Raw genomic sequence first — 10,959 nt, 5'->3', positions numbered from 1 at the left:
ACGGTGCGGTTCTTCGCGGCGGCTCGGGCCGCGGTGGGCGCGGACGAGGTCGCGGTCGACGTCGACGCGATGGACGTGGCCTCGCTCGACGCGGCGCTGGCCGGGATCGAGGCGGCGGACCCGGAGCGGTGGTCGGCGCTGGTGGAGCGGTGCTCCTACCTGGTCGACGGCGTGAGCACGAGGGACCGTGCGACCTCGCTCGTCGGGGTCGGCACGGTCGACGTCATGCCGCCCTTCGCCGGGGGCTGACGGGGACCGGGTTCCCCGGGACCACCGGGCTGCGCCCGGGACCACCAGGGGGACGCCCGGGACCACCAGGCCTCCCGCGCAACGGCCCCGCCCACGCCCACGCGGCCCTACGGCGCGATCGACAGCACGATGAACGCGGCGAAGACCACCAGGTGCACCCCGCCCTGCAGCCGCGTCGCCCGCCCCGGCAGCACGGTCAGCACCGCGGCGACGATCGTGAGCGCCAGCAGCACGATCTGCGCCGATCCGAGGCCGAGCAGCAGCGTCCCGGGCATGAACAGGGACGCCACGGCGATGGACGGGATCGTCAGGCCGATCGACGCCATCGCCGACCCCATGGCCAGGTTGAGGCTCGTCTGGATCCGGTCCCGGGCCGCCGCCTTCGCCGCCGCGATGCCCTCGGGCAGCAGGATGAGCAGCGCGATCACGACACCGACGAACGACGGCGGGAAGCCGACCGCTGCGACCCCCGCCTCGATGGCGGGCGACTCGACCTTGGCCAGCCCCACCACCGCGACGAGCGCGAGCAGCAGCAACCCGAGCGAGACGAGCGTCTGGCGTCCGGTCGGGGTGGCGGCGTGCGCGGTCTCGTCCACGGCCGACGACGGACCCGCGGCCGACCCGTGACCGGCAGACCCGTGACCGGCCGACCCGTGACCGGCCGGCCCCGAACCGGCCGGCCCCGACCCGGCCGACCCGCGGCCGACCGGCAGGAAGAAGTCCCGGTGCGCGATCGTCTGCGTGAACACGAACAGCCCGTAGAGCGCGAGGGACGCGATCGCCACGAACACGAGCTGCACCCCCGTGAACGAGGCGTTGTCGGTGCCGGTGGTGAAGGTCGGCAGCACGAGGGTCAGGACGGCGAGGGCCGCGACCGTCATCGTCGCCGCCGAGGCCCCCTCCTGGTTGAACCGCACGGTGTGGTGCCGGATCGTCCCGATGAGGATCGCCAACCCGACGAGTCCGTTCATGGTGATCATCACCGCGGAGAACACCGTGTCCCGGGCGAGGGTCTCGGCCTTCGCGCCGCCCGAGCTCGACAGCGCGATGATGAGCGCCACCTCGATGATCGTGACGGCGACCGCGAGCACGAGCGACCCGAACGGCTCCCCCACGCGGTGCGCGACGACCTCCGCGTGGTGCACGGCCGCGAGGACCGTCGCCGCGAGCACGACCGCGACGAGCACGACGACCACGGTCCCGAGGTCGTGCCGACCGAACGACAGCGCCAGCACGACCGCTGCGACGATGGGGACCCCCACGGGCCAGGCCTTGCCGATCCAGGAGGTCATCCCCCGATCCTCCCACCCCCCGGCTCGTAGACCACCACCTCGTCCGCCGGGACCGAGATGCGGCAGGTGTCGCCGATCGCCAACCCGAGTGCGGCGAAGCGGGTCAGGGTGACGTCGGCGACGAGCTCCCCGGCCCGGACGCGGACCAGGCCGTCCCGCGGCTCGACCGCGTCCACGCGCCGCCCGGCTCCGTCGTCGTCCCGCGTCAGGCACGCGGCCGTCGGGTGGTACGCGGCGAGCGCGGCCCGGCCGGGAGGCACGGTGTGCGCCGCCGCCGACAGCTCACCACCCTCGGCGGTCACCACCCCACCCGTCGTCGCCGTCCCCGACACGGTCACCAGCCCCGAGAACCGGGCCGCGAAGGCGCTGCGGGGACGACCGAGCACCTCGGCCGGGGTGCCCTGCTCGACGACCTGGCCGGCCTCGAGCACGACGACGCGGTCTGCGAGCGCCGTGACCTCGACGGGGTCGTGCGACACGAGCAGCGTCGGACGACCGGCGGACGCCGCCGCGAGCGCGGCCCGGACCTCCTGCCGTGCGGTGACGTCGAGCGCCGACGTCGGCTCGTCGAGGAGGAGCACCGCCGGGTCGGTGGCGAGGGCGCGGGCGATCGCGACCCGCTGCGCCTGTCCGCCCGAGAGCGTCCCCGGCGCGCGGTCCGCCAGCGCGACCGCCCCGACGGCGGCCAGCGCCTCACGGGCGCGGCCACGGGCCTCCCGGCCGGACGCACCGGCCGCGCGCGGACCGAAGGCGACGTTCGCGAGCACGGACCGGTGCGGGAAGAGGTCGGGGCGCTGCGCGACCAGGCCGGTGCGTCGGCGGTGGGTCGGGACGGCGCGCCCGTCGCCGGCGAGCGTGCGGCCGTCGACGACGACGCTGCCGCCGTCCGGACGGACGAGCCCCGCGAGCACGTCCACGACGGTCGACTTGCCGGCGCCGTTCGGACCGATGAGCGCCACGCACTCGTCGGCCCCGACCGAGAGCGCGACGTCGACGCTCCGCGGGTCGACGACGATCCGGGCCTCCAGACCGCTCATGCGAGCACGCTCCGGCGCCGCACCGACGACACCCCGATCACGACGACGGCGACGACGACGAGCACGAGCGACAGCGCGACCGCGGTGTCGGGGTCGATCTCACGCTGCAGGTAGATCTCGAGCGGCAGGGTCCTCGTGACGCCCTGCAGGCTGCCCGCGAACGTGAGGGTGGCGCCGAACTCGCCGAGCGCACGGGCGAAGCAGAGGACGAGCCCGGACACGATGCCGGGGAGGACCCGCGGGGTGGTGACGGTCAGGAACGTCCGGGTCGGACCGGCGCCGAGCGTCGCTGCCACCCGTTCGTACCGGTCACCCCCGACGCGGAGGGCGCCCTCGACGGAGGACACCAGGAACGGCATCGAGACGAACGTCTGCGCGATGACGACCGCGGTCGTGGTGAAGGCGATCCGCAGCCCGTGTTCGTCGAGGAACGCCCCGACGGGCCCGAGGCGCCCGAACGCCGCGAGGAGCGCCAGTCCACCGACGACGGGCGGCAGCACGAGGGGCAGCAGCACGACCGCCCGGGCGGCGCCGGTCCACCGGGACGTCGACCGGGCGAACAGGACGGCGAGCGGGTAGCCGAGGACGAACGCGATCCCGGTCGTCGCGGCGGCCGTACCGAGGCTCAGCCCGAGGGCGCTGCGGGAGGCGGGCGACGTCACGAGCGCGACGAACGACCCCCAGTCGACGCGGCCCACCATGGCGAGCACGGGCACGACGACGAAGAGGCCGCCGAGGGCCGCGGGGACGGGGAGCCACCACGGCACGGGACGTCGGACGGGCCGGTCGGCGGGCCAGGCCCGGTCAGCGGGTCGGGGCCGGTCGGCGGGCCGTGGCCGGTCGCCGCGCACCGCTCAGGGCTTCCCGAAGCCGGCGTCGGCGAGCACCCGCTGCCCCGCGTCGGACAGGACGTACGCGGTGAACGCGGACGCGAGCGCGGGGTCCGCGGACTGCCGCAGCACGCCGATCGGGTAGGTGTTCACCGCCTTCGCGGCTTCGTCGAAGCGGACCCCGTCGACCTTCCCGCCGGCCCCCTCGACGTCGGTGACGTAGACGAGCCCGGCGTCCGCCTGGCCGGACTCGACCTTGCCGAGGACGTCCGTGACCGACTGCTCCTCGCTGACCGGACGCAGGTCCACACCCGTGGCACGCTCGACCTTCGCCGTCGCCGCTCCGCACGGCACCGGGGTGGCGCACGTCACGACCTGGAGGCCCGTGCGGGTGAGGTCGTCGAACCCGCTGACCCGCTCGGGGTTGCCGGGTGCGACCGCGATCTCGAGCTCGTTCGTCGCGAAGTCGCGCGGCGACCCGGAGGCGAGGTCCGTCCGGGCGAGCTTGCCCATGTTCGCCTCGTCGGCGGAGGCGAACACGTCGGCGGGAGCGCCGTTCTGGATCTGCGTCACGAGGTCGCTCGAGCCCGCGAACGAGAACGCGATCGAGGTGCCGGGGTGCTGTTGCTCGAAGCGGTCACCGAGCGTCGTGAAGGTCTTCTGGAGCGAGGCGGCGGCGAAGACCGTGATCTTCCCGGTCAGCGCCCCGCCGGTCGCGGACGCCGTACTGCTCGCGGCCGGGGCGGCCTGCGTCGAACACCCGGTGAGCGCGAGCGCCGTCACGGCCCCGATCGCGAGGATGACCAACCGGGATTTCCGCAAAGGCGTCTTCACCGGGACAGCGTATCCGCATCTGCGGTATCCGGCACCGTCGGGTGGCCCTCGGCGCGCCAGGCGGCGATCCCGCCGTCGAGGACCACGACCGGTCGGTCGAGCGTCCGTGCCCAGGCGGTGGCGCGGCGGCCGCTCGCGCAGACCGCCACGACGGTGCGGGCGTCGGGCTGCAGGTCCTCCGGTGGGATGCTGCCGGCGATGACGCCCGACGCCCGTTCCTCCGGGGTGCGGACGTCGACGAGGACGAGGGACGTCGGGACGGACGGGCCGGTGCTGATCGGGCCGGTGCTGATCGGGCCGGTGCTGATCGGCTCGGGGCCGAGCGCCGCGGCGAGGGCGGACGGGGCGATCGTCTCCGGCTCGGCCTCAGCGGGGGCGACCGGCCGTCGGGAGTCCGGCCCACGCCGCAGCGGGCTCTCGGTCCACCGCCACCGCCGGGCGTCGACCGTGAGGACCCGGCCGAGCAGCGGCTCGCCGAGGCCCGCGACGATCGCGGTCACCTGCGCCGCCATCACCGAGCCGACCGCGCCGCAGAGTGCCGGGAGCACGCCGTCGACCGCGCACGAGCCCTCGTCGGGGAGGACGTCCGGGTGGAGGTCGTGGAAGTCCACCGGCTCCGGTCCGGCGTCGTGGAACACCGACACCTGCCCGTCGTAGCCGAGGACCGTGCCCCAGACGAACGGGACGCCCGCCGCGGCGCACGCGTCCGAGACGGCCCGGGTCACGACGACGCTGTCGGCCGCGTCGACCACGACGTCGTGCCCTGCGACCTGTGCGGGGTCGAACCAGCCGGTGACCGCGACGACCTCGAGCTCCGGGTCCACCGCACGGAGGCGCTCCGCCGCCACCTCGGCCTTCGGGCGCCCGACGTCCGCGAGCCCGAACAACACCTGCCGGGCGAGGTTCGACGGGTCGACGACGTCGTGGTCCACCACCGTCACCCGACCGAGTCCGGCGCCCGCGAGGTACTGCAGGACCGGGGCGCCGAGCCCACCGGCGCCGACCACGAGGACCCGCGCCCGCGCCAGTGCCTCGAGCGCGCGGTCGCCGGCGCCCTGCAGCGCGGCCGTCCGCGCGGTCAGCGCCCGACGGACCGACGGCGTCGTCACTCGCGCACCGCCGTGGCGTCCGGGCCGGGCACCTCGACCGAGACCATCGTCGCCTTCACCGACGCCACGGCCACGGCGCCGACCTCGAGTCCGAGGTCCCGCACCGCCTCGGCACTCATGAGCGACACCACGCGGTGCGGCCCGCTCTGCAGTTCGACCTGCGCCATCACGCCGTCGACGACCAGGTCCGTCACGATGCCCACGAACCGGTTGCGGGCGGAGCTCCGGACGCCCGAGGGGTCCCCGAGCTGCGCGCCGCGCTGCCGGGCGTGGTCGGCGAGCTCCCGGCCGTCCACCACCGCTCGACCGGCCTCGTCGTCGTGCCGTGTGAAGGTGCCGCCGTCGACCAGGCGCCGGACGGTGTCGTCGCTCACCCCGAGGTACGTCGCCGCGTCGCGGATCCGGAGCATCGTCATGGTGCCTGACGATAGTCCGTACCCCGGCACCCGACGAGCATGTGAACTCTCAGTGGAGGGCACGGTCCACCCCGGCGGTCGTCCAGACGCTGCGGCTACCGTGCAGGACGTGAGCTCCCCCCGTACCGACACCATCATGGTGCAGCCCGGCCTGAGCCCCGTCACGGTCCGGGAGCGTCTGCGTGCGGTCCCGAGCGGCGTACGCGTCGCGGTCGTCCGGACGCCGGAGCTCACCGTCGGCGCGATCGGGACGCTCGTCGCCGCCGCCTTCGCCTGGGTCCCGTCGCTCTGGTACGACGAGGCCGCCACCGTGACCAGCGCCCAACGGTCGTGGCCGCAGCTCTGGGCGGAGCTCCACAACGTCGACGCCGTGCACGGGCTGTACTACGCGCTCGTGCACGCCTGGTTCTGGCTCGTGGGGTACACCCCGTTCACGCTCCGGTTCCCCAGCGCACTCGCCGTCGGGATCGCAGCCGGTCTCGTCGTCGCGCTCGGCCGTCGGCTCGGCGGACGGCGCTTCGGCATCGCCGCCGGCCTCGTGTTCCTGGCGCTGCCGGGGGTGCAGTGGGCGGGCAGCGAAGGCCGTTCCTACGCCCGATCACCACCTTCGCGGTGTGCCTGACGCTCGTCGGGCTGACCGCGGCCCGTCGATCCCGATCCGGACGGAGCCTGCACTGGTGGGTCGCGTACGGGCTGCTGGCCGTCGTCGCGATCACCTTCAAACGTTTACCTCGCGCTGGCGGTCGCCGCGCACGCCGTCACGTTCCTCTGGACGATGGCCGCCGATCGTCGGGCGCGTCGGTCCGACCCGACGTTNCGCGCCCTCGCCCCCGGTGGCTCGTTGCTCCGGTGGGCGATCGTCTCGGCGGTCGTCCTCGTCGCGGTCGTCCCGTTCGTGGCTGCCGTCGCCAGCCAGTCGAAGCAGGTCGCGTGGCTGGGACCGATCGGCGACCGCACCTTCCCGCAGGTCTTCTCGACCGCGTGGTTCGGCGGTGTCGACCTCTACGCCGCCGTGGCCTGGGCCCTCATGGTCCTCGGGGTGGCGTCGGCCCTCGTCGCCGCGCACCGCGCATCACCCACCGTCCGGTCGCTGTTCCGGGCGCAGGCCGTACGCGTCGCCCTGCCGCTCGTGGTGCTCCCGACCCTGGCCCTGCTCGTCGCGACCGCGTTGGGCCGTCACCTCTACACGCCGAAGTACGCCAGTCTCAGCCTGCCGTTCGTGGCGATGCTCATCGCCCTCGGCATCACCGTCATCCGGCGCCGGGCGCTGCTCGGCGGCGCGCTCGTCGCCGCTCTGGTGCTCTCCGTCCCGACCGCGGTCGTCGTCAAGACACCCCGATCGAAGCAGGACTCGACGTGGTCGGTGGCGTCGTCGATCATCAGCTCGGAGCGCGCGAAGCACCGCGACAGCGACGAAGGCGTGGTGTTCGGCAGCGTCTACGGGCACCCCGGCACCACGGCGGACATCATCCGCGTGGCGTACCCGTCCGCGTTCGCGGGCATGACGGACCTCGCCGTGCGGAAGGACGGCGCCGCGTCCGGCGTGCTCTGGAACCAGAACGGCGACCTCTCGTCGACCATCCCGAGCCGGCTCGCGGACATCGACACCGTGTGGTTCGTCGGCGGGACCCCGAAGGCGCGCAACATCCAGCCGGAGACGACCCAGGTGCTGGCGGAGCACGGCTTCACGGCCGTGCGGCACTGGAAGACCGGCGAGGTCGTCATCACCGAGTTCCGCCGTAACTGAGCCCGGACCCGCGTCGCACCCGAGCACGGCACCGAGGCGGACACCGGGCGCGCCTCGTCTCGGTTCAGTGCACCACGCGCGCGCCGTGTACCGGCCCCGTGGCCCGGACGGCGACGATGCCGGCGGCGCTGAGTTCGACCTGCACCTCGAGTGCGGCGTCCCGATCGGCCACGAGGAACGCGACCGTCGGTCCACTCCCGGACACGAGTCCGGCCAGTGCGCCCGCCTTCTCACCGATCTCGAGCGTCTCGGCGAGGGCCGGCTGCAACCGCATGGCCGGTGCCTGCAGGTCGTTGTGCAGGCAGTCCGCGAGGAGGTCCGGGTCGCCCGCTCGGAGCGCCTGCAGCACGTTCGCGTCCACCGTCGGGGTCGTCGGCGCCGGCGCGATGTCGGCCCGGTAGCGCTCCCGGTGCTCGTCGAGCGCGCGGTACACCGCGGGGGTCGACAGCCCGGCGTCGCTCAGGGCCAGCACCCACCGGAACTCGCCCTTCGCGAGCGCGGGGCTGAGCTCGTCGCCACGGCCCGTCCCGACCGCGGTCCCGCCGGCGAACGCGAACGGCACGTCCGCGCCGAGCTGCGCCGCGAGCCGGAGGAGTTCGTCCCGCCCCAAGGCGGTCCCCCAGAGGGTGTCGACCGCGAGCAGGGTGGCCGCGGCGTCCGCCGAGCCGCCCCCCATGCCGCCCGCGACCGGGACCTGCTTGTCGATCGTGAGACGGACCCCGCCGCGGTGACCGGCGGCGTCCGCCACGAGGCGGGCCGCACGGATCGCGAGGTTCGACTCGTCCGTCGGGACGCCCGACGAGTCGATCGGACCGGTGAAGGTCACCGAGAAGTCGTCGGCCGGCTCCGCGGTGACGTCCTCGTACAGCGAGACCGCCTGGTAGGCCGTCGCGACGTCGTGGTAGCCGTCGTCCTGCAGCGCGCCGACCGACAGGAACACGTTGATCTTGCCGGGGGCGCGCACCCGCACGCGGGTCGGAGCGGCCAGCGAGGTCATGGCTCCAACCTATCCCGCGGCCGGACCCCGTTCCTGCGCGTGACGGCTCTCCGCGTCAGGCTCGGGCAGCCGCGAACCCGCGCTCGAGGTCGGCCAGCACGTCGTCGACGTGCTCGAGGCCGATCGACAGCCGGATGAGCCCCTCGCCGACACCCGCCGCGGCACGCTCGCTCCGGGTCATCTGCACGTGCGTGGTCGACGCGGGATGGACCACGAGCGACCGGACGTCGCCGATGTTCGAGACGTGGTCGAACAGCTCGAGGGCACCGACGAACCGCCGACCGGCCTCGAGCCCGCCGTCGAGGTCGAACGCGAGCACCGCCGACGGCCCCTTCGGCACGTACCGCTGGGCGAGCGCGTGCCACGGCGACGAGGGCAGTCCGGCGTAGTGCACGCCGAGGACCTGGTCGTGCGCGTCGAGCCACGACGCCACCGCGGCCGCGTTCGACACGTGCCGTTCCATCCGCAGGGACAGCGTCTGGATGCCCTGCAGCACGAGGAACGCGGTGAACGGGGCGATCGCCGGTCCGAGGTCCGCGGACAGCTTCGACCGGGTGCGCTGGATGAACGCTCGCGGTCCGAACTTCGCGGCGAAGTCGGTGCCCGCGAACCCGGAGTGCTCGACGCTCGTCAGCTGCGGGTACTTGTCCGGGTACGCCGCCCAGTCGAACCGGCCGCTGTCGACGATCAGGCCGGCGATGGCGCTGCCGTGTCCGGCGAGGTACTTCGTCGCGGAGTGCACGACGATGTCCGCCCCGTGCTCGATCGGTCGGACGAGCCACGGCGTCGCGATGGTGTTGTCGACGATGAGCGGGACCCCGGCCTCGTGCGCCACCCCGGCCACACCGGCGAAGTCGAGGACGTCGCCGCGGGGGTTCGGGATCGACTCGCCGAAGAACGCCCGGGTCTCGGGACGGACCGCGGCTCGCCACGCGTCGAGGTCGGTCGGGTCCTGCACGAACGTGAAGGTGATGCCGAGGTCGCGGAGCGTCGAGGCGAAGAGGGTGTAGGTCGCCCCGTACAGCGAGGCGCTCGACACGACGTGGTCGCCGGCTCGGGCGACACCGAGCACCGCGAGCGACGTCGCGGCCTGCCCGGACGCGAGCGCGAGCGCTCCGACGCCGCCCTCGAGGTCCGCGATGCGCCGCTCGAGCGCGGCGGCCGACGGGTTGTTCACGCGCGAGTAGGTGTGGCCAGGGGCGTCGAGCATGAACCGGGCTGCCGCGTCCTCACCCGACGGGTAGACGAACGCGGCGCTCTGCGCGATCGGCGGGACGTTCGCGCCCCAGCCCGGGTCGGCCTTGAACCCGGCCCGGATCTGGCGGGTCTCGAAGGCCCAGTCGTCCTCGGGTGCGGCCATCAGGCGGCCGTCCCGCTCGGGACCGCCGCGGAGGACCGGACGAGCGGGATGACCTGCTCCCCGAAGCGCTCCATCTCCTCCGCCTGCGGCGAGAACTGCAGCAGGAGGGTGTCCACCCCGGCGTCCTCGAACTCCCGGATGCGGGCCGCGACCTGCTCGGGGGTGCCGACGAACCCGGGACGCAGGCCGCGGTTCGACACCGAGTAGTCCTCGAGCGACGGGACGTGCTCGAGCTGCGACTTCGAGATGAAGTCCTGGTAGGACTCGTAGGCCTTGCCGTGCTGCACGTCGGTGATGCGTGCGAGCTCGGCCTGCGCCTCCGCCTCGGTGTCGCGCACGATCACGTACGCGGCCATGCCGAACGCCTCGAACGGCTCGGCTCCGGCGTCGGCGCGACGACGACGCATCTCGTCGATCTTCGTGCGGAGCTCGTCCACGGTGCCGCCGTGGGTCAGGTAGGCGTCAGCGAACCTCGTGATGGACGACTTGCCCGCCTCGCTCTCGCCGCCGGCGTAGATGCGCGGGGTCACGCGCGGCTTCGGCTCGAGGTGGCTGTTCGCGATGTCGTAGTACTCGCCGGAGAAGGAGAACGGCGTCTCACGCCACAGCCCCTTGAGGATCGCGACGAACTCCTCGGTGCGCTTGTACCGGTCGTCGTGCTCGGAGAAGATCCCGCCGTACTGGCGCGCCTCTTCCGCCCACCACGCGCTCACGACGTTGAACGTGAACCGGCCGCCGGAGATGTCGTCGATCGTCGCCGCCTGCTTCGCCGTGACCGCCGGCAGGTGGTACCCGGGCCGCATCGCCGCCATGATCTCGAGCCGCTCGGTCGTCGCCGCGATGGCCGCGGCGAGGGCCCACGCCTCCAACGAGGGCGCCGCCGTCCCCTTGATGTCGTTGAGGTTGAGCTCCGGCACGAGCGTCAGGTCGAAGCCGATGCGCTCGGCTCGCTGCGCGAGCCGCTTCACGTAGTCGAAGGTGACGGGCATCGCCTCGTCCTCGACGTTGCGCAGCCAGCCGCCGAAGAGCGGGGTCCAGTATCCGAATCGCACGGGTGGGTTCCTTGGTGGTGAGTACCGGCCTGGAGG

Annotated in this window: 11 protein-coding genes; 2 read left to right on the top strand and 9 right to left on the bottom strand. The window is 73.8% G+C overall.

Annotation, left to right across the window (positions count from 1 at the left end; translation table 11 throughout):
• Positions 1 to 249 (top strand): MoaD/ThiS family protein (locus I59_RS17765; RefSeq protein ID WP_022905025.1); only part of this gene is annotated, 249 nt, incomplete at its 5' end.
• Positions 250 to 356: 107 nt separating this feature from the next.
• Here I59_RS17765 and I59_RS17755 read toward each other — a convergent pair.
• The 6 genes from I59_RS17755 to I59_RS17730 all read right to left on the bottom strand — a co-directional run bounded on the left by I59_RS17755 (position 357) and on the right by I59_RS17730 (position 5,767).
• Positions 357 to 1,541: a calcium:proton antiporter gene (locus tag I59_RS17755; RefSeq protein ID WP_022905023.1), complete on the bottom strand. Its 1,185-nt coding sequence runs from the start codon at positions 1,539 to 1,541 to the stop codon at positions 357 to 359.
• Entirely contained in the window at positions 1,538 to 2,578 is a 1,041-nt protein-coding gene (locus tag I59_RS17750; RefSeq protein WP_022905022.1) for a sulfate/molybdate ABC transporter ATP-binding protein, read from the bottom strand. The genes I59_RS17755 and I59_RS17750 overlap by 4 nt, the downstream gene beginning before the upstream one ends.
• Positions 2,575 to 3,345: an ABC transporter permease gene (locus tag I59_RS17745; protein WP_022905021.1), complete on the bottom strand. Its 771-nt coding sequence runs from the start codon at positions 3,343 to 3,345 to the stop codon at positions 2,575 to 2,577. Before I59_RS17745 ends, I59_RS17750 begins: the two co-directional genes overlap by 4 nt.
• An 87-nt stretch (positions 3,346 to 3,432) precedes the next feature.
• Complete coding sequence (modA, locus tag I59_RS17740) at positions 3,433 to 4,242, bottom strand: molybdate ABC transporter substrate-binding protein (RefSeq protein WP_083882206.1); 810 nt, start codon at positions 4,240 to 4,242, stop codon at positions 3,433 to 3,435.
• On the bottom strand, positions 4,239 to 5,351 hold the full coding sequence (locus tag I59_RS20400) for a HesA/MoeB/ThiF family protein (RefSeq protein ID WP_022905019.1): 1,113 nt from the start codon (positions 5,349 to 5,351) through the stop codon (positions 4,239 to 4,241). The genes modA and I59_RS20400 overlap by 4 nt, the downstream gene beginning before the upstream one ends.
• On the bottom strand, positions 5,348 to 5,767 hold the full coding sequence (locus tag I59_RS17730; protein WP_022905018.1) for a molybdopterin-binding protein: 420 nt from the start codon (positions 5,765 to 5,767) through the stop codon (positions 5,348 to 5,350). Before I59_RS17730 ends, I59_RS20400 begins: the two co-directional genes overlap by 4 nt.
• Before the next feature lie 109 nt (positions 5,768 to 5,876).
• Between I59_RS17730 and I59_RS21125 the strand changes: the two genes are divergently transcribed.
• Positions 5,877 to 6,389 carry a hypothetical protein gene (locus I59_RS21125; protein WP_148286307.1) on the top strand — a complete coding sequence of 171 codons (513 nt, stop codon included), beginning with the start codon at positions 5,877 to 5,879 and terminating at the stop codon, positions 6,387 to 6,389.
• Positions 6,390 to 7,578: 1,189 nt separating this feature from the next.
• Here the strand turns inward: I59_RS21125 and I59_RS17720 are convergent.
• From I59_RS17720 to I59_RS17710, 3 genes are read right to left on the bottom strand one after another with little or no spacing between them, the layout of a single operon-like run.
• Positions 7,579 to 8,511: a 4-(cytidine 5'-diphospho)-2-C-methyl-D-erythritol kinase gene (locus tag I59_RS17720; protein WP_022905015.1), complete on the bottom strand. Its 933-nt coding sequence runs from the start codon at positions 8,509 to 8,511 to the stop codon at positions 7,579 to 7,581.
• A 55-nt stretch (positions 8,512 to 8,566) separates the two neighbouring features.
• Positions 8,567 to 9,871, bottom strand: coding sequence for an O-acetylhomoserine aminocarboxypropyltransferase/cysteine synthase family protein (locus tag I59_RS17715; RefSeq protein ID WP_022905014.1), 1,305 nt, complete (start codon positions 9,869 to 9,871; stop codon positions 8,567 to 8,569).
• Positions 9,871 to 10,923 (bottom strand): LLM class flavin-dependent oxidoreductase, encoded by a 1,053-nt coding sequence (locus I59_RS17710; protein WP_022905013.1) that lies wholly within the window; start codon positions 10,921 to 10,923, stop codon positions 9,871 to 9,873. The genes I59_RS17715 and I59_RS17710 overlap by 1 nt, the downstream gene beginning before the upstream one ends.
• Between the last annotated feature and the right edge of the window lie 36 nt (positions 10,924 to 10,959).

The organism is Curtobacterium sp. B8, assembly GCF_000333315.1.
Taxonomy (GTDB): domain Bacteria; phylum Actinomycetota; class Actinomycetes; order Actinomycetales; family Microbacteriaceae; genus Curtobacterium; species Curtobacterium luteum.
The sequence above is the reverse complement of the archived record's forward strand: the minus strand, read 5'-3'. Positions and strand labels throughout refer to the sequence as shown.

Bases quoted from the DNA above. Each gene is read 5' to 3' on its own strand.
- I59_RS17755 (WP_022905023.1), bottom strand. From the start codon at position 1,541: ATGACCTCCTGGATCGGCAAGGCCTGGCCCGTGGGGGTCCCCATCGTC.
- I59_RS17750 (WP_022905022.1), bottom strand. From the start codon at position 2,578: ATGAGCGGTCTGGAGGCCCGGATCGTCGTCGACCCGCGGAGCGTCGAC.
- I59_RS17730 (WP_022905018.1), bottom strand. From the start codon at position 5,767: ATGACGATGCTCCGGATCCGCGACGCGGCGACGTACCTCGGGGTGAGC.
- I59_RS17720 (WP_022905015.1), bottom strand. From the start codon at position 8,511: ATGACCTCGCTGGCCGCTCCGACCCGCGTGCGGGTGCGCGCCCCCGGC.
- I59_RS17715 (WP_022905014.1), bottom strand. From the start codon at position 9,871: ATGGCCGCACCCGAGGACGACTGGGCCTTCGAGACCCGCCAGATCCGG.